General features: G+C 68.7%; 19 protein-coding genes. 4 read left to right on the plus strand and 15 right to left on the minus strand.

What is annotated here, in order from left to right:
- Window positions 1-23: 23 nt before the first annotated feature.
- The 4 genes from G406_RS0125995 to G406_RS49985 form a co-directional block, all read right to left on the minus strand.
- On the minus strand, window positions 24-746 hold the full coding sequence (locus tag G406_RS0125995; protein WP_028936018.1) for a DUF5134 domain-containing protein: 723 nt from the start codon (window positions 744-746) through the stop codon (window positions 24-26).
- A gap of 100 nt (window positions 747-846) precedes the next feature.
- Entirely contained in the window at window positions 847-2,730 is a 1,884-nt protein-coding gene (locus tag G406_RS0126000; RefSeq protein WP_156935173.1) for a cytochrome c oxidase assembly protein, read from the minus strand.
- Window positions 2,727-4,994 (minus strand): heavy metal translocating P-type ATPase, encoded by a 2,268-nt coding sequence (locus G406_RS0126005; RefSeq protein ID WP_028936020.1) that lies wholly within the window; start codon window positions 4,992-4,994, stop codon window positions 2,727-2,729. The genes G406_RS0126000 and G406_RS0126005 overlap by 4 nt, the downstream gene beginning before the upstream one ends.
- Window positions 4,995-5,005: 11 nt before the next feature.
- Complete coding sequence (locus G406_RS49985; protein ID WP_051342696.1) at window positions 5,006-5,926, minus strand: cytochrome c oxidase assembly protein; 921 nt, start codon at window positions 5,924-5,926, stop codon at window positions 5,006-5,008.
- Between the two features lie 275 nt (window positions 5,927-6,201).
- On the opposite strand from G406_RS49985, the gene G406_RS49990 reads away from it, so the two are divergent.
- Entirely contained in the window at window positions 6,202-7,497 is a 1,296-nt protein-coding gene (locus G406_RS49990) for an HNH endonuclease signature motif containing protein (RefSeq protein WP_051342697.1), read from the plus strand.
- A 135-nt stretch (window positions 7,498-7,632) separates the two neighbouring features.
- Here the strand turns inward: G406_RS49990 and phnE are convergent, their stop codons facing one another.
- From phnE to G406_RS0126030, 3 genes are read right to left on the minus strand one after another with little or no spacing between them, the layout of a single operon-like run.
- Entirely contained in the window at window positions 7,633-8,364 is a 732-nt protein-coding gene (gene phnE, locus G406_RS49995; protein ID WP_169736787.1) for a phosphonate ABC transporter, permease protein PhnE, read from the minus strand.
- 14 nt (window positions 8,365-8,378) lie between these two features.
- The gene (gene phnC, locus G406_RS0126025; RefSeq protein WP_028936021.1) at window positions 8,379-9,146 is read right to left on the minus strand and encodes a phosphonate ABC transporter ATP-binding protein; all 768 of its coding nucleotides are present in this window, start codon (window positions 9,144-9,146) and stop codon (window positions 8,379-8,381) included.
- Window positions 9,143-10,057 (minus strand): phosphate/phosphite/phosphonate ABC transporter substrate-binding protein, encoded by a 915-nt coding sequence (locus tag G406_RS0126030; RefSeq protein ID WP_051342699.1) that lies wholly within the window; start codon window positions 10,055-10,057, stop codon window positions 9,143-9,145. The genes phnC and G406_RS0126030 overlap by 4 nt, the downstream gene beginning before the upstream one ends.
- 194 nt (window positions 10,058-10,251) lie before the next feature.
- Between G406_RS0126030 and G406_RS0126035 the strand changes: the two genes are divergently transcribed.
- Window positions 10,252-11,019, plus strand: a complete 768-nt coding sequence (locus tag G406_RS0126035; protein ID WP_028936023.1) for an SDR family oxidoreductase — start codon at window positions 10,252-10,254, stop codon at window positions 11,017-11,019.
- Window positions 11,020-11,087: 68 nt separating this feature from the next.
- On the opposite strand, the gene G406_RS54560 is transcribed toward G406_RS0126035, so the two are convergent.
- Window positions 11,088-12,194 (minus strand): hypothetical protein, encoded by a 1,107-nt coding sequence (locus G406_RS54560; protein WP_028936024.1) that lies wholly within the window; start codon window positions 12,192-12,194, stop codon window positions 11,088-11,090.
- A 333-nt stretch (window positions 12,195-12,527) separates the two neighbouring features.
- On the opposite strand from G406_RS54560, the gene G406_RS0126045 reads away from it, so the two are divergent.
- Window positions 12,528-13,004 (plus strand): GNAT family N-acetyltransferase, encoded by a 477-nt coding sequence (locus G406_RS0126045; RefSeq protein ID WP_051342700.1) that lies wholly within the window; start codon window positions 12,528-12,530, stop codon window positions 13,002-13,004.
- Between the two features lie 40 nt (window positions 13,005-13,044).
- On the opposite strand, the gene G406_RS0126050 is transcribed toward G406_RS0126045, so the two are convergent.
- The 6 genes from G406_RS0126050 to G406_RS0126075 form a co-directional block, all read right to left on the minus strand.
- Window positions 13,045-14,931: a primary-amine oxidase gene (locus G406_RS0126050; protein ID WP_037078438.1), complete on the minus strand. Its 1,887-nt coding sequence runs from the start codon at window positions 14,929-14,931 to the stop codon at window positions 13,045-13,047.
- Between the two features lie 10 nt (window positions 14,932-14,941).
- Window positions 14,942-16,447 carry an APC family permease gene (locus G406_RS0126055; RefSeq protein ID WP_028936027.1) on the minus strand — a complete coding sequence of 502 codons (1,506 nt, stop codon included), beginning with the start codon at window positions 16,445-16,447 and terminating at the stop codon, window positions 14,942-14,944.
- 127 nt (window positions 16,448-16,574) lie between these two features.
- The gene (locus tag G406_RS50005; RefSeq protein ID WP_051342701.1) at window positions 16,575-18,092 is read right to left on the minus strand and encodes a linalool dehydratase/isomerase domain-containing protein; all 1,518 of its coding nucleotides are present in this window, start codon (window positions 18,090-18,092) and stop codon (window positions 16,575-16,577) included.
- 10 nt (window positions 18,093-18,102) lie between these two features.
- Window positions 18,103-19,101 (minus strand): aldo/keto reductase, encoded by a 999-nt coding sequence (locus tag G406_RS50010; protein WP_037078441.1) that lies wholly within the window; start codon window positions 19,099-19,101, stop codon window positions 18,103-18,105.
- 83 nt (window positions 19,102-19,184) lie between these two features.
- Window positions 19,185-20,042: an amidohydrolase family protein gene (locus G406_RS50015; RefSeq protein WP_051342702.1), complete on the minus strand. Its 858-nt coding sequence runs from the start codon at window positions 20,040-20,042 to the stop codon at window positions 19,185-19,187.
- Window positions 20,039-20,629, minus strand: coding sequence for a TetR/AcrR family transcriptional regulator (locus tag G406_RS0126075; RefSeq protein ID WP_028936028.1), 591 nt, complete (start codon window positions 20,627-20,629; stop codon window positions 20,039-20,041). The genes G406_RS50015 and G406_RS0126075 overlap by 4 nt, the downstream gene beginning before the upstream one ends.
- A gap of 98 nt (window positions 20,630-20,727) precedes the next feature.
- Here G406_RS0126075 and G406_RS54565 point away from each other — a divergent pair, with 98 nt between their 5' ends.
- Window positions 20,728-21,564, plus strand: a complete 837-nt coding sequence (locus tag G406_RS54565; protein WP_156935175.1) for a PaaI family thioesterase — start codon at window positions 20,728-20,730, stop codon at window positions 21,562-21,564.
- A 63-nt stretch (window positions 21,565-21,627) separates the two neighbouring features.
- On the opposite strand, the gene G406_RS50025 is transcribed toward G406_RS54565, so the two are convergent.
- Window positions 21,628-22,515 (minus strand): cupin domain-containing protein, encoded by an 888-nt coding sequence (locus G406_RS50025; RefSeq protein WP_051342704.1) that lies wholly within the window; start codon window positions 22,513-22,515, stop codon window positions 21,628-21,630.
- Window positions 22,516-22,704 lie beyond the last annotated feature (189 nt).

Below are 22,704 nucleotides of genomic sequence, written 5' to 3' on the forward strand. Positions count from 1 at the left end.
TGCTGTCTGTGGTGGGCAGGGCGTCAGAGCATGGGGAGAAAGCCCAGTGCCATCGCCAGACTCATCAGACAGTGACAGGCCGCGTCGGTGCGCGGGGTGAGTGCGCGGGCGACCGGGTGGGGCCTACCCGGCCCGGACATGTCGGTCGTGCCACCTCCGACGAGCACGGGTTCCGGGGCCGGGGCACCGACCGGTGCGAGGAGGGACTCCCGGGCCCAGAAACCGGCACCGACGACCAGCAGCACGATGACGGCCCAGCTCACCCCGAGAGCCCAGGTCGGCGCCGGTGCGGCGGGCATGGACATGGTGGCCCCCATGTCCGAGCCGCCGTGCCCCGCGTGACCGGCGTGGCCACCGGACGAACCGGACGTCATCGGCCCCATCAGCAGCGGCATCGCCGCGACCATCCACACCATCGCGGCCGACATCACGAAGTGGTGCCCGGCGCCGCGACAGCCATGAGCGGCCGACGGATGTGCGCGGAGACCGTCGACCCAGCGCAGGAGGAAGTACAGCGCGAACGCGCCGAACCCGACGATCTGCACGACGTCGGCGACCGGACCCGCGTAGCCGTAGACCATTCCGATCATGGCCAGGCTCATCAGGAGATGACACAGCTCGGCGATCTGGTCGCCGTGGTGGCCTGCCACCCCGGCCCGCAACGATGCCCACCGCAGCAGGGCGTATCCGCCGGTGACCAGGAAGGCCACCGTCAAGAACGCACTCAGCAGGATCGACGAGATCACTGGCGTCTCCCTCATCCGCTGCCCGAACAGTCGGGCACTAGGCGTCCAGTCAACGAACCCGGGGGAGTAGTTCCCGAGAGTTTCCCCGGAGTGGGGACGGTCACACCGGTGTGGGTTCGCGGACCCTCTGCCACTCCGGTGCCGGCCGAGGGCTGTGGTCGTCCTTGGTCCAGCGCAGGATGAGCACGACGACGGCGAGAATGACCGGGACCTCGCCGAGCAGCCATCCGAGGATCGCGCCGAGTCGTTGGTCGGCGAGCAGATCCGTGACGAACGGCAGGCCGAGGGGCCGGTAGAAGTCCGAGGCCAGCGCGTCCGGCTGACCGAGGAGCCACGCGGAGAACCCGGCGTGCAGCGCCATCACCGCGAAGATCAGCACGAGCTGGCCGATCGCCGGCAGCGCCCGATGGGTCGAGCCGCGTCCCAGAACCGACCAGAACAACGCCAGTCCGGTCAGGAAGAACACCAGGTTCATGGCCAGATGGGCCCAATGCTCGGCGACGATCGCGGTGTACAGCCCGGTGGGGTACAGCAGGAACAGCGATGCGGCCACCGAGAGCCAGGCCGCCATCGGGTGGCTGGCGAATCGCACGACGGCGGAGTCGAGCAGGCTGCCGATCCGGCTCGACACGCCTGACGAGGTGGCCTCGATGGCGAGGCTGGCGCCGTGGCCGAGGACGAGCAGCACGGGCGCCAGCGTGGCGAGCAGCATGTGCTGAACCATGTGCACGCTGAACATGGCCGGTGCGTAGCTGCCGACACCGGACGAGGTGGCGACCAGCAGGACGCCGCAACCGGCCAGCCAGGACACGGTGTGCCGCACCGGCCAGTGGCGCCCGGACCGGTGCAGCCGGCGCACTCCGACCAGGTAGGAGACCGCCGCGAGCACGGCGACCAGGTTGAAGATCAGGTCCGGTCGCCACCGTACGGCCAGGTCGAGCGCGGTGAGGTGATCGGGCAGGTCGTAGCCGATCTGGTAGGTCTGGGTGCTGATCTGGTCGCTCGGCGCACTCGCCGGCGCGGTCCGAGACAGTCCGGTGCCGAGGGCGGAACCACCCGCGAGCAGCACGAGTTCTAGCAGGACCAGCCGGGTCGCCGACCGCTCGACCACCGTTCTCAACCGCGCCGCCGCTGCCGCCAGCCCGACGAACAGCGCGCAGCTGAGCAGGACCAGCTGTCCGTAGCCGCTGGACAGCAGGTCGGACGGGTTGACCGCGTACGCCGAGGAGATAACCCCGGAGATCCCGACGCACAGCAGGCACCAGGTGGCGATGCGACGATGCCGGCGTAGGGCGACAGCCCGGTTGTCGGCGTGCCGTGCAGAGTGCACCACCACCGCCAGCGTGCTGCCCAGCCAGAGCACCGAACCCAGTACGTGCAGCGTCAGTGAGTCGCCGACGATGTCGTGCGAGCGCTCCGCGTTGCTGTCGGCGGTCAGCGTCGCGGGGAGCAGCCCGGCAAGCGTCAGCACCAGCAGGCCGACGGCGCCACGCCAGGACAGCGTCCAGTCGCAGCCCACGGCCACGACGAGGCCCACCACGGCGGTGATCAGCCAGCCGGTCGCCTGCTGGATCTGTTGGAGTCCGATCAGCAGCGCGGCGCCGTTCGTGAGCAGGCGCGCGGGCTCCATACCGACGTTCTCCGCGACGGTCAGCACCGCCACCGTGCCCGAGGCCAACGCCTGGACCAATGCGCACGGCCGGGCGGCGCGCAGGCCCGCGTAGCCGGCTGCCGACACCACACCGGTCGGCTCTCCCGGCGCGAGCACCGCCGCGACCAGCAGGTTCCCGACCAACGCGGCCGAGGCGAGCACCGCGACGAGCCGGGCGGCCGGCTGCGCCGCGTCGACCACGACCGTGGCCGGCGGCAACCCGTACTGGACCGACAGACTCGTGCCCAGCGTGATGATCAGACCCGAGGTCAGCACGACGAGGACCGAGGCGCCGATCACCAGCGGCGGCCATGACGACCGCGGAGCAGTCATCGCTCGGTGTCCGGCCGGAAGCTGCGCAGTCGCAAACTGTGCGAGACCACGAACACCGAGGACAGCGACATCGCGGCGCCCGCGACCAGCGGGCTGAGCATGCCGGTCATCGCGAGCGGCAACGCGGCGATGTTGTAGCCGAAGGCCCACACCAGGTTGCCCCGGATCGTGCGATGGGTGCGGCGGGCGAGCTCTACCGCTTCCGGGACGACCAGCAGGTCATCCCGGGTCAGCACGATGTCGGCCGCTTCGATCGCGGCGTCGGTGCCGCGTCCGATCGCCAGCCCCAGGTCGGCCGCCGCGAGTGCGGCGGCATCGTTGACCCCGTCGCCGACCATGGCCACCCGGTGCCCTTCGGCCTGCAGACGCCGGATGACGTCGACCTTCTCCTCGGGCAGGGTCTCCGCGACGACGTCGTCGATCCCGACCTCGGCGGCCACCGCGGCGGCGGTCCGCGCGTTGTCGCCGGTCACCAACATCGGACGCAGCCCCTGATCGCGCAGTGCCGCGATGGCCGAGGCGCTCGTGGGGCGCACGGTGTCGGCGACGGCCAGCACGCCGAGGGCCTGACCTGCCCAGCCGACCAGCACGACGGTCACACCGGCGGCTTCGAGCTCGTGGCGCCAGGTCTCGATCTCCTCGGGCACCCGCAGCCCCAGGTCGGTGAGCAGCCGCTGGCGTCCCACGACGACCCGCTCGCCCTCGACGATGCCGTGTGCTCCGAGCCCGGGCAGGGCGGTGAACTCGGTGACCGAGGGCAGCTCGCCCTCGGCCGCCGCGATGATGGCCTGGCCGAGCGGATGCTCGGACGCACTCTCGACCGCGGCGGCGAGCCGCAGCAGCTGCTCGCGGGGAACGTCGGCGAGCGATCGGGCCTCGCGCAGCCGCATCCGGCCCTCGGTGATGGTGCCGGTCTTGTCCAGCACCACGACGTCCACCGAACGCGTCGACTCCAGCGCGGACGGACCCTTGATGAACACCCCGAGCTGGGCACCGCGGCCGGTGCCGACGAGCAGCGCGGTCGGCGTGGCGAGGCCGAGCGCGCACGGGCAGGCCACCACGAGAACGGCCACCGTCGCGGTCACGGCCGAACCGACCGGTTCGCCGAGCAGCAACCAACCGGCGAGAGTGGCGAGTGCCAGCAGCAGCACCGAGGGCACGAATACCGACGCGATCCGGTCGGCCAGCCGCTGCGCCGACGCCTTGCCCTCCTGCGCGCGGCGGACCAGCTGCGCCATCCGGGCCAGCTGGCTGTCCGCGCCGACCCGGGTGGCGCGCATCAGCAACCGGCCTCCCGCGTTGAGCGCACCACCGACCACCTGGTCACCGGCCCGGACCTCACGCGGCATCGGTTCACCGGTCAGCAGACTCATGTCGACGGCCGAACTGCCCTCGGTGACCACCGCGTCGGTGGCGATCTTCTCGCCGGGACGTGCGACGAACACGTCACCGACGACCAGCTCCGCGACCGGCACCCGTTCGGCGTGGCCGTCCCTGACGACCTCGACGTCCTTGGCGCCGAGCTGCAGCAACGCCCGCATCGCCTCACCGGCACTGCGTTTGGCGCGGGCCTCGAAGTACCGCCCGGCCAGCACGAACATCGTGACGCCCGCCGCGACCTCGAGATAGAGGGCATGGGTCCCGCCGGAAAGTACGGTCAGGCCCCGGCCCAGACCGGGTGTCGTCGCCTGGTCGGTGAACATGACCCACAGTGACCACAAGGAGGCGGCGAGCACCCCGCCCGACACCAGGGTGTCCATCGAGGACCCGCCGTGCCGCAGCCCCGCGAGCGCGGCGCGGTGGAACGGCAGCGCACACCACCCGACAACCGGCGCCGCGAGCACCAGACACACCCACTGCCAGCCGGTGAAGCGCAGCTCGGGGAACAGCGACAGGGCCAGCGACAGGTCGCACAGCGGCACCGCGAGCACCGCGGCCACGGCCAGCCGGCGCCGCAGATCGGTGACCCGCTGCTCGTGCTCGGCCGCATCGTCGATCGGGGCGACGTCATCCACCCGGCGCGCGACGTACCCGGCGCGCTCGACCTGCTCGATCAGCGTCCTCGGGTCGACGTCGTCGGCACAGTGGACCTCGGCGCGCTCGGTCGCATAGTTGACCGAGGCCGAGACCCCGTCGAGTTTGTTGAGCTTCCGTTCGATCCGGTTGGCGCACGCCGCGCAGGTCATGCCGCCGACGGAGATCTCGTAGCGTCTCGGCCGGAGAGTGGCCGACTCGGTGGATGTGGACCCGATGGGGAGGGACATAGCTCCTGAGCTCACTGTCGGGGCGGCTGCTGACGGTGCAGTGCCGCCAGCGTCGCGTTGTAGGCGTCCAGCGCCCGCTGGTCGGAATCCAGCTCGACGCCCTGGCCGAGGGTGCGGTCGTCCGCGCCGAGCAGCGCACTTCTGCGGGCGCTCTCCAGCCAGTTGCCGAGGCCTTGACGGTCGCTTCCCGCTCTGCCCCACTGCACGGCGGTGATGATCATCAAGATCATCATCAGCAGGTCGCCACCGAACCACATGATCGCCCCGGCGAGTTCCTGGTCACCGAGCGGGGTCGGGCCCCAGCCCGGATGGCTCGCGGCGTAGGCGGGCACGAGCGTGTGGCTGGTCAGCATGAGCACGATCCCGGTGAGGGTGTCGGCACCCATCCCAGCGGCGAGCAGGACGAAACGCAGCAGGTAGGGCAGGTCCCACGGCTCGCGTTCAGAACCGACCAGCGGGAGGAAGTACAGCCAGCCGGAAACGAAGAACGCCGCGAGCTCGAGGTTGCGGAACACCCCGTGGGTCGCGGAGAGCTGCTGGTAGCCGGTCAGGTGGGCCAGCGTCACGATCGCCGTGTAGAGCACCAGGAACGCGACCGGCCACCCGGACCAACCCGGGAGCTTCGGCGCTCCGAGGAGCTCCAGCGGCCTGGCCCAGATCAGTAGGACCGGCACAACCATGATCAACAGTAGGTGCTGGGCCATGTGCACCCAGAACAGCATGTCCGCGTAGACCGCGATCGGGCTGTTCATCGCCAGCACCGCGACGAGCATCGCCGCCAGCCAGTAGAGCGACCTCGTGCGGGGCCAGTGCCCGCCTCGCCCGGCCAGCCAGAGGTAGCCGATCGTGCCGACCACCACCAGGAGGTCAGTGATCGGCGAGAACGTCCAGGTCATGAGCACCGAGGTCGGGTTCGGTGCGAGGGGAGTCACGGTTGTCCTGCTCTTCGGTCTTGTGGGGGAGTTCTCTGTGGTAGTCGCGGGTGGGGCTCAGCTGGTTCCCGGGGATCGGAAGGTTCACCCCGTGTCCCGGTTTGGGGATGCATCCCCGCTGGCCGTTGAGTGTCTTAGCGCGGCCAGGATCGCGGGGATGGGGTGGTGTGCGCGCGGATGCTTGGCGTTGCTGGAGGCTGCGGGAGGCTTGTTTCTTTTCGTACAAGGTCTGTTTTCTTGTGTGAATTGTCGGTGTTATCTGAGATAATGGTGGTATGTCCGAAGTCTTGGTGCGTGAGTTGCGCGCGGAAGCTGTCTCGGTGATGGCTCGGCTTCGTGATGCGGAAAAGGTTTTGTCGGATCAGGCGTTGATCGAGTCGATTCAGTTTCATGATCGGTTGCAGCGGCAGTCGAAGCAGGATGTGTTGCGGTCTATTGCTCGCCTGGATTCCGAGGGCGGGTTCGTCGATCGTGGGGTGCGGTCTAAGTCGGCGGTGGCGGATTTGTTGGGTGTGAGGCCGTCGGAGGCGCATCGGTTGGTGCGGTTGGCGCGTCACGCGTTCCCGACCGTCACCTTGACCGGCCAGCCTGTCGCCGCCCGTCTGGCTGCCACCGCCGCCGCGTTGGCCGCACATGCCATCGACCAAGCACACGGTTTGGTGATCGACACCGCGTTGAGGTCCAGTGCCGCCCGTCGCCTGGACTCTGGTATCTGGGGTGGCGCGGAAACCATCCTCGCGGAGTGGGCTCAGACCTACGCGCCGGCGCAGCTTGCGGTGGAGGCGCGGCGGCTGGTCAACGGCCTCGATCATGACGGCGCCCGGCCTGGGGATGATGATTCGGGGGTGGATGGGCTGGTCAACGACCTGTCGTTCACCCGTCACAAGCACGGCGGTGGTTTCTTCAAGGGCCGCCTCGATGCGTTGTCGTTCGAGGTGTTCCGCCGGGCGCTCGAAGCCCGGTTGTTGCCGGAGAAGGACGAGAACAAACCACTGGCCGAACGTCAGGGTGATGCGTTGGCTCAGCTGTGTGTGCATGCTCTGGATGAGGGGTGTCTGCCTCGGCGTGCTGGGGAACGCCCGCACGTGACGATCATCTTGACCGAGAAGGAGCTACGCGAGCAGCACCGGGGCGTGGTTCTGGAGTACGGCGGGCAGCTCTCGGCCGCGCAGACCCGCATGCTGTTGTGTGACGCGAAGATTCTGCCGGTCGTGCTCGGCGGCCAGAGCCAGATCCTGGATGTGGGCCGGGAGAAACGAACCGCGACCCCGGCCCAGCGCGCAGCGATCACTGCTCGTGACGGCGGTTGCGCCCATCCGGGATGCGACCAACCGCCACACCACTGCGAAGTCCATCACCTCACCCCATGGGCGCACGGCGGTAAAACCGATATCGACAATCTGGCGATGTTCTGCTGGCAACACCACCGGATGGTTCACGAATCCGGATGGACCATCGACATGGTCAATGGATATCCATCCATAATCCCGCCGAAATGGCTCGACCCGACCCAAACGCCCCGCCGAAAGCCACCACCGATCCTCGACTTGGACATAGTCTCTCGAACGTAAGTGGCTGTGGTGGACCGGCCGCATCCGGCGTGCTCGCACTAGGTGCTTGAGCATCGGTCGGGCTCCGCGCCGAACATCTCGGCGCTCCGGCACGTCACGCCGCCCTGTGACCAAGCAGCAGCGGCGGTAGCGCACCTATCTGGTCAGCGCCCTGAGCTTGCCGGAGAGCATCTCCACCAGGATCACCAGCACGAACAGGACCAACAGCAGCATGCTCGCCTGCTGATACTGGAACTCCTCCATTGCGCTGAGCACCTGGAACCCGATTCCACCTGCCCCGACGAAACCGAGCACCAGCGAGGCGCGCACGTTCTGCTCCAGCCGGTACAGCGCCAGCGAACCGAACGTGGGAAGCAGCTCGGGCAGCACGGCGTGGCTGAACACCTGCATGCGCGTGGCACCCGAGGTCACCAGTACGTCGACCGGGCCGGCGTCCATCTCCTCGATGGCCTCCGCGAACAGCCGCACCAGCATGCCCACCGAATGCACGGTGAGGGCCAGTACCCCGGCGAACGGCCCAAGCCCGACGGCCGCGACGAACACCAGCGCCCACACCAGGTCGGGGATCGAGCGCAAGAAGGCCGCCGCCGCGCGGACCGGGCCCGCGAGATAGCGGCCGACCGCGAGCGTGCTCGCTCCGGCCGCGGCGAGCGGCACGGAGATGAGCGTTGCCGCGACCGTCGCCACCAGCGCAATGTCCACGGTCTGCAATACCGCACCCGCGGCGTTCGGTAGTACCGACGGGTCCGGCGGCAGCCCGTCCAGGACCAGGCGCCACAGGCCTCCTAGGCCGGTCGCCAGCTGACCGGGGTCGACATGCGCGATGACGACTGCTTGACCCAGCACCGCGAGCACAGCCACGGTCACGAGGGCTCTGACGATCACTGGGCCGACCGGTTCGTGGTGAGCCGCTCCACTGTCGAGGCTGCAATGTCGGGGACCGGACTGTTCAGTACCACCCGGCCCTCGCGCAGTGCGACGATGCGGTCGGCGTGGGCCAGCGCCAGGTCCGGCTGGTGCAGCACGCACAGGACAGCGATCTGCTCCTGGTCCGCGAGCTCCCGCAGCAGCCGCATGGTGGCGGTGGCGGACTCGGGGTCGAGGCTGGCGACCGGTTCGTCGGCGAGCAGCACCCGAGGGCGCTGGGCCAGGGCACGGGCGACGGCGGTTCGCTGGGCCTGGCCGCCGGACAGCGTGTCAGCTCGCTGGCCGGCTATCGAGGAGAGTCCGACCCGGGTGAGCAGGTCACCGGCGCGCTCCCTCTCGGTGCGCGGAAGCCGACCCAACGACGTACGCCAACCCGGATGGTGCCCGAGCGCGCCCGCCGCAACGTTGTCCAGCGCGCTGCGCCTTCGCACCAGGTAGGACCGCTGGAAGACCATCGCCACCTCGGTCCGTGCCCGGCGCAGTTGTTCCCCGCGCAGCGCGGTCAGCTCGGTTCCCGCCACGCGGACGCTCCCGGCGTCGGGTTCCACCAGGCGGACCACGCAGCGCAGCAGCGTCGACTTCCCGCTGCCGTTCGGACCGAGCAACGCGACCAGCTCGCCCGGCCGGACCGTAAGGCTCACGTCGTCGAGCGCGCGCGGTCCGTTCGGGTAGCGCTTGCCGAGCCCCTGGATCTCCAGTCCGTGCGAGTCCGGAGTGCTCACTTCACCGACGATGCGGTCAGTTTCAGCGCCGTGACCACCTCGCGCACGCTGGAATACGTCGAATCGTCGGCCGGTACATAGCGCTGAGCCATGACGGTGCCGGCGAAGAAGTCGCGCGTCGAGGGTGTGAACGCGGCGAAGTCCAGCCCCAGGACGGCATCGCGCAGTCGCTGCTGGAACGCCTGCGGCAGATCACCCCGGACCACCAGCGGATCGGACGGGGACGGCTCAGAACGCCACAGAAGCCTGATCTTCGCCGGATCGTAGATCTTCGCCGAGGTCGCCGCCGCGATCTGGGTCGAGGCCAGCTCGGCCGCATCCACCCTGCCGTTCAGCAGCGCCTGGTAGACGGCCGTGTGAGTGCCCAGATAGACCGGGTTGATCCCGGTGTTCGGGTCCACGCCCGCCTGGTGCAGCCCGTAGGCAGGCAGGAGGTGGCCCGACGTCGCGGTCGGGGCGGTGAAGCCGACCGTGCGTCCCGCCAGCCCCTTCAGATCGGTGATGGGGGAGCCCGCGAGCACGGCGATGCCCGCGGTGGCGGTGCTCACCCGGCCCTGCGCATCACCGAAGGTGGCGATGGGCACCAGCTTCGCCCGATCCTTCGCCAGTACGTACCCGAACGGCGGGAACTCCGCGATCTCCAGCTGGCCGGCACGCATCGCTTCGGTCTCGGCCGCGTAGTCGGTGGTCACCGCGACCGTCACGGTGCAGCCCAGCGCCGTCGACAGCGCTCTGCCCAGCTCGTCGTAGGCGGCGGTCAGCTTCGTGGCGGCCAGGAACGGCTGGACACCCATGCGCACCGTGCCATCGCCGGGACACCCCTTCGCGTCGGTGGTCGTCGATCCGCCCGTGCCGCACGCGGACACCAACAGCACCACCGCGACCGCGAGAGTCGAGATCGCCCGCCGCACATGAACCTCCCGAATGCCGTCACACCGAGGTCGCGGGCAGGTCTGGGCCCGGTGACCCTGTTTCCGGGGATCGTCGCACGATCCGGCCGCATCCGCGGATCCAGATTCTGCACGCCGCACCCCATCCGTCCGCGCATGTCACATCCGTCGCTCGGGCGTCGTCCGGTGAGGGACGACTCACATCGGGAGGCAAAATGCGCGTGTTGGTGACCGGGGCGAGCGGCCGGCTCGGCTCGGTGTTGGTGGACCGGCTCACCGGCGAAGGGCACATCGTGCGTGCGATGAGCCGTCGGACCCGTCCGGTTCGGGACGGAGTCGAGTGGGTGGTCGCCGACCTGGCCGAGGGCGTCGGGGTCGAGAGGGCGGTTCACGGTATGGACGTCGTGGTGCACCTCGCCTCGGCCCCCTACCGAGGGCGCTACACCGAGCGGGTGGAGAGTGGCGGGACCCGCCTGCTCGCCTCGGCGGCACGGGACGCCGGCGTGGCACACCTGGTCTACACCTCGATCGTCGGTGTGCACCGGATTCCGTGGGGCTACTTCGCCAGCAAGTACCGAGCGGAGAAGATCGTCGAGTCGTCGGGCGTCCCCTTCACCATCCTGCGGGCCACCCAGTTCCATGAGCTGGTCAATCTGGCTATGCGCGGTATGTCCAGGCTCGGGGTGCTCGCGGTGGACCGGGCGATCTCCGCCCAGCCGGTCGACGTCCGCGATGTCGCCGACCGGCTGCTGCCGATCGTCGCGGGCCGGCCAACCGGTGGCACCGAGGACTTCGGCGGGCCTGAGATCCTCGGATCGGGTGAGCTGGCGCGGCAGTGGAGCGACGTGACCGGTCGGCGGCGGCCGGTGCTGCCGATCAAGGTTCCGGGTGGGCTCGGCCGCGCGTTCCGCGCCGGCCACCTGACGACCTCGACCACACCGACCGGAACCCGCACCTGGGCCCAGTACCTCGAATCGCTCTGAGAACGCACCTCGGCCCCGTATCCGACGAACGGATACGGGGCCGAGGTGGTGTGGAGGTGACCAGACGATCAGTGGTGGGTGTCGAAGTTGTGGCTGTCCTCGTAGCGGCTGTCGTTGCCCGAGTTGATGTCGTCGTGGCTGTCGGTCGAGGAGTGGTCCTCGTAGTTGCTGCGCGTGCTGTCGTCGTGCTCGCTCTGGTCGGAGTAGTTGTCCGCGTAGCCGTGGTCGCCCGCGGCGTTCACCGAGGTCGAACCGGAGCCCGAGCTGTGCACCGAGGTCGTGGTGTCGTTGTCCTCGTTGTTGCCGTGCGCGTCGCCACCCAGCGAGATGGCGCTGCCGTCACCGGTGCGAACGTGCGACAGGTCCGAGTTGTTGGCGTCACCGGAGCCGAAGGCGGTGGTGTTGTCGTTGCCGGTCACGGCCTGGTTGTGGTCGCCGACGACGTTGCCGTTGCCCGAGGTGATCGTGCTGTCCCGGATGTCGCCGTGCGCCGCGACGGCACCGTCACCGGACGCGACGGTGGGGCTGTTGTGGATCGTCTGGTTGAAGTCGCCGCCGCGGTCGTGGTCGTAGCCCCAGCCGCGGTCGTGGTGGTCGCGGCCGCCACCGGTGTCGATGTCCTGGTGCACCGAGTTGTCGATGTTGGTCTCGTTGCGGTCGATGTGGGTCTCGTTGCGCTCGAACCGGTTGTCCCAACGGTCGTGGTCCCGGTCGTTGTCCCAACGGTCGTGGTCACGGCCCCGGTCGTGATCGCGGTCGTGATCGCGGTCGCGGTCGTGATCCCTGTCCCGGTCGTGATCGTGGTCGCGGCCCCTGTCGTGGTCACGGTCGCGGTCCCAGTCGCGGTCCCTGTCGTGGTCGTGGCCCCAGTGGTCCGAGCGCTCCCAGTCGTGGTGACCGAAGTGCTCACGGTTGTCCACGAAGTAGGAGCGCAGGTAGTCCGCTCCGTTGTGGTAGTTGCCGTGCTCCCAGTGCGAGGGCGCCGGGTAGTGATGACCGTGGTTGTACGAGCTCTCGTCGTCCGCGATGAGCGCGAGTGCGTCGTGCACGTCGGCGGGCGTCAGGTCGCGGAATCCGTGGTGATCGGAGTAACGGTCCGAGTCGTTCCAGAACTCGTTACGGTGGTGCGAGTCGCGCAGCAGGTCGGAAATCCAGTCCAGCAGCGAAGTAGCCATGCTCGGTGAGCTCCTCTGAGAAGTTCGATTCGGCCTCGGGGGCCTTCAAGCGCCGTCCCGATAGAAACTACGGCCGTGCCCAACCCAGCAGCATCGGGGATCCGACCGGGTTCGACCGCAGAGTATCCGGGTCGATTCGGGGCGCATCGTTAGGGGCATTGGGGGATCAGCGAGCGGGGGAACGGCCCCCAGCAGCGACGATACGGGTACTCCCCAATCCCCGTTGGGGGATCGGCGCTAGGCCCATTCGAGTGATAGGGCACTGATTCGGAATTGTCGGCGCGAAACTGATATTGATCGGGCCGCTTCCGTCGCAAATGCCATCCTGTGGCCATGGAACAGCTAGCGCAGTGGGGCGCGGTGGTACTACGCCGAGCTCGATCGACCGATCTTCCCGCCATCGTGGCGCTGCTCGCCGACGATGTGCTCGGCTCGACACGGGAGGCCACCGGGGACCAGGAGCTCACGGCATACGAGCGTGCGTTCGACGCGATCGACGCCGACCCGGCGCACCTGCTGGTCGTGGCGGAAGCCGACGGACGCCTGGTCGGCACGATGCAGCTGTCCTTCGTCCCGGGGCTCGCCAGCAGAGGCGCGCTGCGCGGCCAGATCGAGGCGGTACGCGTCGCCTCGTGGCGCCGAGGTGACCGTCTCGGCTCGTCGATGATCGACTGGGCGATCCGGGAGTGCCGCGCCCGGGGCTGCGCCATGGTCCAGCTCACGAGCGATAAACGCCGCCCGGACGCCCACCGCTTCTACGAGCGCCTCGGCTTCGCCGCGACCCATGAGGGCTTCAAACTCCCGCTCTGACAGCTCGCACAGACCCCATCGGGTCTGTGCGAGCCGGGTGTCAGTGGCAGCGAGGCTGGGACGGAGCAACGTCCAGGGACGGGTTGTGGTCGAAGAAACCGGTGGGCTTCAGCCAGAACGAGACCGTGTCCGCCGGCATGATCGGCCAGTCCTCGACCCTCGGCACGTGATGGATGCCGAACACGTACCACAGGACGACGTCGGTGTTCTCGATCGAGCGGTCGGCTTCGGTCCAGACCGGAAGACCCTCGTCGGTGCCGCTCTGGTTGACGAACTCACCGCACGGCCAGCGTTCGTCCCGGTCGAACGGGGTCACCCAGAGCGTGTGCCGCAGCACCTGGGCGCGCTTCAGCACGGGTGACTCCGGGTCGAGCATCGCGGGAACGGCGGCTCCCGGCACCAGCTTGTACGCGACCGGCGCACCGACCTTGTTGCGCTTGCCCGGGTTGGTGATCTTCCAGGCGCGCTGGGTGGACCAGTTGTAGTCCTGACGTCCCTCGGCCTCGGTGCGCAACGGAACGGACCGCTGGGTCAGCGCGAGCCCGTGCGGGTTGTCCGGGCCGATCGGCGGCTGCGCGGTCTCGGACATGACGACCGTGTTGTCCGGGCCGTCCACCTCCATGTCGAGCCGCGCCACGATGAAGTGCTGGTGGATCGGCGCGTACGTCTGGTGGTCGACGACCGTGCCGTAGGGCGGCGGCTGCTCACCGGAGAACGGGGTGGTCACCATGATGCCGGTGGCCCGCACCTCGCACTCGATGCTGCCGTCCTCGTGGAACCGCCAGTACACCAGGTACTCGTAGTTGGCGACGGTCACGTGCGCGGACACCACGAGCCTGCGCATCCGCCGGACCTCGGCACCGGCGCGCTCGTCGACGTGCTTCCACAGGACGGCGTTGTCCTCCTCGTGGATGCACACCGCGTTGCGGATGACCTGAGGTTCGCCGGCGCTGTCGTGCAGCACCGCGTCCAGGTAGGTGATCTCACCCAGGCAGTCGCAGCCCAGCTCGAGCGACGTGGTCATGAACCCCAGACCCCACTCGCCGATGTCGTAGGCGGTGCGGCGCACGTGGTCGGGGGAGGGATCGCGGTAGGGCACCACCATCTCGGCGAAGGACAGCCGGTGCGCGACCGGGCGGCCGTCGTAGGACACGGCGTGCAGCACGAGCCCCTCGCGGTAGGTGAAGCCCACCCGTAGCTGCCAACGCTGCCAGCTCAGCTGGTGCCCGTCGAGGGTGAACGAGACACCGTCGGGCTGGGTGATCTCCAGTGGCCTGCGGTCGGTGCGAAGAACCTGGTCCGGGACGTGCTTGGGGACGTACTCACCCTGCACCGGCGGGAACCCGGCTCCCGGGGTGTCCTCGATCTCGAGCAGCTCCATGGTGTTGAGATCGACCACGAGCTTGAGCCCGCTGACCGGGTGGGCGTAGGGGTTGGCGTCGTGGGCCGCGCGCAGCCACACGTCGCACCAGCCGATGCGGCGTCCCGAGTACTGCTCGGGGATCAGGTGCGCGCCGTAGGTCCACACGTCCACCAGCACGAGGTCCATGTCGGTGACACCTCGACCACCCAGCACCGCGATGACCTCGGGATGCGCCCGCATCGCCACGTCGCAGTCGTGCCACTCGTCGACGGTCGCGTTCGGCTGCTTGCCCGGCACCGAGGTCCAGCTCAGGACCGCGTCCTTGGTCAGCGACAGCAGGCCGACCCACGCGGTGCCGACATCGGTCTGCCAGGCGACGACCCGTGCTTCGCGGACGATCTGGTCACCGGATCGGAACTCACGCGCCACGGCCTTCTCCGGCTCGTGCAGCTCGACCGACGCGATCCGCCAGGCGGGGCGGACCACGTTCTTCTCGCGCCGCAGGATGTCCCGCACCTGGCGGAACTCCGCCTCCGACAGCGGATCGAGGGGATGGGCGGTCATGGTCAGCCTTTCACTCGGGAACTATCAGGGCGGGAGTGTCGCGGCGCAGCGTCTCGCCGGTGAAGAAGGCGGGCGCCCGCAGCCGCCATACGACCATCAGCACGGCGCCGAGCAGTAGCAGCCCGAGACCGAGGAGGAACACCAGGCCGATCCCACCGATCTCCGCGCCGCTGCCGTTGGCCGGGTCGTAGCTGTCGATCAGCGAGATGACGAAGACGGCGGCCAGCATGAGCCCGCCGACCAGTGGGAACAGGAACTTGAAGACCACGTTGAACGCGCTGGCGAACAGCTCGTTGCGGAAGTACCAGACGCAGGAGAACGCGGTCAGGCCGTAGTAGAAGCAGATCATGATGCCCAGGGCCAGGATCGTGTCGGACAGGACCTTCTCCGACAGCAACGTCATCACCGCGTAGAACGCGGCGGTGCCGACGCCACACACGAGCGTGGCGTAGCTGGGGATCAGGAACCGGGGATGGACCTGCGCGAACCGCGATGGGATGGCCTTGTACTCACCCATCGCCAGCAGCGTCCGGGCCGGCGGGAGGAACGTGGTCTGCAGGCTCGCGGCGCTCGAGGCCAGCACGGCGAGGAACAGCAGCAGCGACGGCCAGTGACCGAGAACCGGTTCGGCCAGCGCCCCGAACACGTTGTCCGAGGACTCCTCGTTCCCCAGCCCCAGTCCCGTCGTGCCGATCCCGGCGTACATCATGGCCGCGATCGCCACCAGCAGGTATGTCGCCAGGATCGTCAGCACCGTCGCCAGCGCCGCCCGCCCGGGTGTCCGGTCGGCATCGGTGCTCTCCTCGTTGACGGTCAGGCAGGTGTCCCAGCCCCAGAACGCGAAGATCGAGCCGACGAGGCCCGCGACGAACGCGGACAGCGTCAGGTCACTGAACGGGTTGAGCCAGCTCCACTCGAACGGAATGCCCAGCGGGTCGCTCGAACCGACCGAGCGGGTGATCGCGACGATCACGAACAGGGCAAGCACCAGCATCTGGAAGACGACCAGCACGTTCTGCACCCGCTGGGTCGTGGTGATGCCCCGGTAGGCGATGTAGGTGGCGACCGCGATGAACGCGATACACGTGACGATGTTGATCGCCTTGTCCTTCGCCAGGTCCGCCAGCGATTCGACACCGGTGAGCCGCGCGAGGAACAGGTAGAAGAACGTGACCGCGACACCCGCGAGGTTGGACAGGACGATCACCGTGGCGAGCACCGCGCCCCAGCCGCACAACCACCCGGTGTACGGACCGAACGCCTTGGTCGCCCAGGTGAACGAGGTGCCGCAGTCCGGCACCGCTCGGTTGAGCTCCCGGTAGGCGTAGGCGGTGAGGAACATCGGTACGAACCCGGCGAGGAAGATCGCCGGCATCTTCAGGCCGACCGCGGTGACCACGATCCCGAGGGTCGCGGTGAGGGTGTAGGCCGGCGCGACGCTCGAGACTCCGAGCGTGACGCTGCCCCACATCCCGACCGATCCACTCGACAGACCCTTGGCATGGACATCGGTCATCGGGGTACCACCTCCGGACAGCGGGAACGCACTCCGGACAGTGTGTGTGCGCCGTCACCTCACTGTGTCACGACAATGTGGCACTCCCGTACCGATCGGCGCACCACTTAGGCGGGTGTTGCGCCGGTCAGCCCAGTGGTGTGAGGACCCAGGTGGTGGAGGACTCCGAGTCGCACCGCAGGACGAGGGTGTCACCGACGACCTGGGCCGGCGCTCCAGCTCCGAGTGAACGGATCTCGCCGCCGTCGAGCTCAGCGCGGTCGTCACCGTCGAGGCTCAGCCGCCACCGTCCGCGACCGACGACCCGCCCGACCGTCACCGTGCCGCCGCCGGTATCCCCCGGCAGCCTGCGCAGCGTGCTGACCAGCGCGCCGTCGACGACCTGGGCCTGGCTGACCTCGATGTCACGGTCGACGGCGACGAGTGCGGGAGCATCGCGGTGAGCGGCGTCCCACGGCTCGTTGTACAGCCCCCACAGACCGTCGGGGACGTTGAGCCGTGCGTAGCCGAACAACACGTTCCCGGTCATCGGCTCGACCTCACGCAGGTTGCCCTCGTCGTCGGACCGGGTGTCGTTGCGCGGGTAGTACAGGCCGCCGTCCGCCCAGGTCGGGGACAGGTAGCGGTCGGCGTAGGCGAGCAGCCCGGACAGCCGCTCCACGTCGCCCATCTCCGACACCCACGCGGTGGTCCAGCCGAGGTCGCACCAGTCGTAGGGCACCGGCATGTCACGCTCGGGCGATGCGACGGTGAGCGTCCCGTCCGGCCCCGGGACCACGAAGTCGGTGACCTGCCGGGGATAGTTGCCCCGGACGAAGTCGCGGTTCCACATGTTCATCAGCGCGCCGCACCACGCGTCGACCCACGGCTGACGTTCCCCGTTGGGGACGATCATCCGGCTGTCCTCGACGACCATCATGTTGTAGTGCCCGGTCTCGTCGAGCCGCCCGAACTCCGACCAGGCCTTCTCGTACCCGGCGACGACCTCGGCCGCGCGGTCCCCACCGGTGATCAGGTCGTGCAGCCGGAACCCGAGGATCGCCGGCTGGTTGCATATCTGGAACACACAGTTGGGTTCGCAGGCGACACCCATGTACCCGTTCTGGACCATCTGCCAGTAGACGAGGTCGTTGAGCGACTCACGGTCGTAGCCGAACCGCTTCTCCTCGCCGCCCCAGAAGAACGACCAGTGCTGGAAGGTCAGCGAGTCCGGCCGGGCGTAGCGGTCGGAGTCGAACAGGTAGTCGTGCAGTAGTGCGACCGACTGGACGTAGGCGCTGTACATGATGTTGTCGCGCGCGACCGGGTCCCACTCCTCCTTGAGCTGGTCGGTGAGGTGGGCGTTGAGTGGCGCGCCACCCCTGCTGGTGTCGCGCCAGTACATCCACACCTCGGGTTCCAGCAGCTTGTCGATCAGTCGTTGGATGGTCGGCTGGAACAGGCCTGGCGCGGCGGGCAACCGGTGCCGGTGGGTCAGAGCCAGCGCGTAGATCATGTACGCCAGCTGGAACCGGTAGCCACCGAAGTCGTCCTGCCCGACGGCTTTGGACTGCATCAGTGACCAGTCGTTGCGCGGCCGTCGGGACAGGTTGTCGAAGTGCCTCAGGTGGCCCAGCTGTTCGCCGGTCAGGACCTGTTCAGCCATCGAGGTGCGCCTATCTGTTCGCGGGCTCCGGGTTGCCCTGGATGCCGGCCGGGTACCTCTCACCCTGAACCGAATCCGCCAGCGGATCAAGGGTTCGGCGGGCCTCGTCGTCCAGCGTCACGTCGAGTGCGGCGACGTTCTGCTCCACCCGCTCCGGCCGTTTGGTGCCGGGGATGCTGGACACCGTCACGCCGAGCCGCTCGGCCTGCGCATACACCCAGGCCAGGGCGACCTGAGCAGGTGCGGCACCAAGGCGTTCCGCGACCTGGAGCACGGTCTGCGCGAGCTGCTCGTTGGCGTCGCCCGCGTCGCCGACGAAGCGGGGGCTGCGCCGCCGGAAGTCCTTCGCATCCAGCGTCGAGCGGTCGACCGCTCCGGTGAGGAACCCACGCCCGAGCGGTGAGTAGGGCACCAGACCGACACCCAGCTCCGCCATGACCGGCGTGACCGCTTCGACGTCGCGGGTCCACAGCGAGTACTCGCTCTGCACCGCCGTGATCGGGTGCACGGCGTGTGCGCGGCGAAGCAGGTCACCGGAGACCTCGGACAGTCCGAGGTAGCGCACCTTGCCCGCCTGCACCAGCTCGCCCATGGCGCCGACGGTCTCCTCGATCTCGACGTCGTTCGGCGGGCGGTGTGCGTAGTACAGGTCGATCACGTCGACGCCCAGCCGCAACAGCGAGGCGTCGCAGGCGCGGTGCACGTACGCGCGTGAACCGCGCACCCGCCGGTCCGCATCGCCACCACTGCGGTCGATGCCGAACTTCGTGGCCAGCTGGACGCTGTCACGGCGGTCGTGGATCGCCCGGCCGACCAGGACCTCGTTGTGGCCGGTTCCGTAGATGTCGGCCGTGTCCAGGAACGTGACACCCAGCTCCAGCGCGCGGTGGATGGTGGCGATCGAGGTGTCCCAGTCGGTCGGGCCGTAGTGCTCACTCATGCCCATGCAGCCGAGGCCCATGGCGCTCACGGTCAACCCGGACGAACCGAGCGTGCTGCGGGAAATCATTCTTGCTCCTTGAGTTTCGTGGCGGAACTCGTGGCTCCGGTTCATGAGGCTAGGAGTGTGAGCGCGCTCGAAGTCAAGGAGGATCAGCTGCTCGATCGAGAGAGGTCCGGTGACCTGAGAGGAAGTCTGAAGAGCTTCTCCGCCGCGCCACCGAGGAACGAGGCCCGTGCGTCCTCGGACAGGGGGAGGTCGGCGACCTGGGCCAGCGCCACGTCATGGCGTAGCTGCGGCCAGTTGGTGCCGAACAGGACCTTCCCCCTGCCATAGGTGTTCAGGTAGTGCACGATCTCCGACGGGTAGTAGCGGGGGAGATAGGCGGACGTGTCGATGTAGACGTTGTCGTGCTTCCAGGCCAGCCCGATCATCTCGTTCGTCCACGGGTGGCCCAGGTGTCCGCCGACGATGGTCAGCTCGGGGAAGTCGAGTGCCACCCGGTCCAGATAGGGGACCGGACGCCCGGTCTCCGACGGCATCAACGGTCCGGTGTGACCGACCTGGGTGCAGAACGGGATGCCGAGCTCCACGCACGCGACGTAGAGCGGGTAGTACAGCCGGTCGTCCGGCGGCAGCTGCCACAGCCACGGCACGACTCGCAGGCCGACGAAGCCCAGTTCCTGCACCGCCCGCCGCAGCTCACGCACCGCCGCCATCGGGTCGGCCAGGTCGACCGAGGCCAGACCGGCGAACCGGTCCGGGTGGGCGGTGGTGAAGCGGGCGACGTCGTCGTTGCTGACCACCCAGCCACCCGGGCGGTGCCACGCCGACAACAGCAGCATGTCGACGCCGGCGGCGTCCATCTCCGCGACGAGCTCGTCCGGCTCGATCGGTACCCCGATCCGCTCCTGGGCGCCGGACTTCTCGGCCAGCCTGGTCACCTCCGGCATGGCGAGCCGGCCGGGGCCGGCCACGAACGGCGGCTGTGCCCATACATCGACGATCATGTGTCCTCCTGGGGGATCGAACCGAGCACGTGCCGGCAGAGGTCGGCCACGATGTCATCGGCATCGGCCGGTGGTGGGTTGCCGTGGACGAGATGGCGCCGGCAGACCGCGAACGGGATGTCGGCGATCGCCAGCGCCAGCCGATCGCGGAACACCTTGTCCGAGCGTCCGTAGCGGCGCTCACCGTGCGCGATGCTCGCGGCGATCGCCGCTGAGTTGAGCGTGTTGAGTTGCTCACCGAGCTCGTCCGGCCAGGTCGCCGCCAACTCTTCGGCCCGGTACAGCAGCAGCACGGTCGCTTCGTCGAGATGCTCGCGTGACCACCGCACCATGTGCAGCGCGGCGGCGATCGTGTCGTCCCCTTCGAGGGCCTCGATCAGCCCGACGTGGTAGCGGCGTACCGAGCGGATCCACAGCCTGGCCAGCAGCAACTCCATCGAGGCGAAGCGGTGGTAGACCGACCCGGATGGGGCGCCGAGCGTCGAGCCGATCGCGGAGACGGTGGCGGCCCTGACCCCTCCGCTCGCCACGAGACGCAGCGCCGCATCGAGGAAGTCGTCCTCGGTGAACTTCGCTCGCCGCCCCACGTGTTCAACCTAGCTCATTCTAGAACGCACGCGCTATTTAGTTCCGGTCGAGCGGGATGATTGACTGCAGCGGTGATCTCGATGCCCAGGTGCGCCGGATGAGCGTGCGACTCGACAGGCTCCGCTCGCTGATCGACCGCGAGATACCGATCGCACCGGTGCACGACGTCTTTCAGGTTCGACTCGTCGGGGTCGGTGCAGGGCGGGCGGTCGCGCGGATGCCGGCCCGGTCACTGACCGAGCAGGCCGACACCCGGTGCGGAGGACCGCTGTGGGTGCTCGCGGACTGCGCGCTCGGCGTGTCGATCAGCTCGACGCTGCCGGAGGACCGGGGCATCACGACGCTGCGGCTGGCCATGCACCAGGTGGCGTCGTGGTGGCCGGGCTCGGGGTGGGTGACCTGCGTCGGCACCGTCGATGACGTCGACGCCGAGGACGGCACCAGCCGGGGCGAGGTCCGTGACTCCGAGGACCGGCTGCTCGCCACCTTCGACACTCGCTGCGCGGTGATCCCCGCGCCGGAACACTGGCTGCACCGGACACCCGAACCGGCGCCGGACGGGAGCGACAGTGACGGTCAGCTCGACGTCGAGCTGACCGTCGAGGCCGCCGCCGTGTCGATGCGCGCGCGAACCGGCAGCCGGCTCGGCAACGCTCGCGGCGCGGTGCAGGGCGGGGTGATGGGGCTGCTGGTCGACCGCATGCTCATGCCGCTGCTGGACCAGCCGGACGCGGCGGGGGAGCGGACGCCGTTGCGCCACGACGTCGAGGTTCACTACCTGCGCGGAGCCGGCATGAACGCCGACCTGACCGGTACGGCCGAGCAGGTCCACGGCGGTCGTCGCCTGCGCACCGCCCGTGCCGAGATCCTGGATCCACGCGGACGTCCGGCGATCACCGCGACCGGCCTCGCGTACCCGGCGGCAAGCGGGTAGACCCGCCGGTCGCGACGCGGCGGGCCGTGCATGAGCACGGCCCGCCGTCGTGTGGAGCGTGGATCAGCCGCCGAGGCGCGCGGCCTGCTTCTGCTCGCTCTCGTCGAGCGGGACGACGCCGAGCGGCGCGCTCGGGTCGATCTTGTAGGTGAGCTTGCGCTGGTAGCCCTGCTTGGCGTCCATCCCGCTCTTGCGCCAAGCGGCGGTCAGGCCGACCTTCGCCCAGAACATCGGGCCGTCGAGCGAACGCGACTTCGGGTTCAGGTGAGCCGCGTTGCGCAGGATGCCGTTGCCGTAGTGCATGGCGTACGACCGGCGGATCTCGCTGGTCCAGTGCTCGGTGGTCAGCGAGACGCTGAAGCCGTCGAGGTTGCTGACACGGTGCGGGCCGTTGAGCGCCCAGTGCAGCATCTGGCCGGGCTCGAGGTCGTAGACCTCGGCGTAGTCGTCGTACCACGGCTCGTAGGAGAGGTCCTCCATGGCGAGGCTGCGCACGACGTTCTCGACCTCGGTCGAGGGCAGGAACGGCTCGGTGGGCGGGTAGATCCAGATCCGCTTGCGGCCACGAATCTGCCAGAGCGCCTGACCGGGCACGTCGAAGTGGTAGAAGACCCGCGCGGTCGGCGAGGAGATCAGCATGCCGAGCTTGCGCTTGAAGGTCTTGAAGTCGGGCAGGGTGCCCTCGAGCTCGCCGTACATCTGGTCGAGCAGGTCCTTGAAGCGCGGGTCGACCTGCTCGATGGCCTGCAGGTTGATCCACACGCGACCGCCTCGGACGGCCTCGAGGACACTGGCACCGGGCTGCCCGGCACGGTCGACATGGCCCCAGGTGGACACGTCCTCACCCATGGTGGTGATGTCGATGTGCTTCGGGTCGATCGACTCGACGATGTTGGCAAGCGACTCGTCGGAGAACAGTTCTGATTCGCCGAGGTTGTGCTGGAGCTTCACCGTGTGATTGCCCCAGAGCGCAATATCCTTTGAGTCGATCTTGTCGAAGACGCGTGGCACAGCTGTTACTCCCCTGTGAGACTCTCTCTAGCTTGCGAAGGGCAGGCTTACTTTGTCCAACGCAATCCGACTGAAAACGTTACTGATCGTGGGTCATCGGCCTGAGAGCTCGCTGCCGAACAGGGAGGC

Origin of the sequence: Actinospineispora spinosispora DSM 44797, from assembly GCF_000429025.1 — a bacterium.
Lineage (GTDB): Bacteria > Actinomycetota > Actinomycetes > Mycobacteriales > Pseudonocardiaceae > Pseudonocardia > Pseudonocardia spinosispora.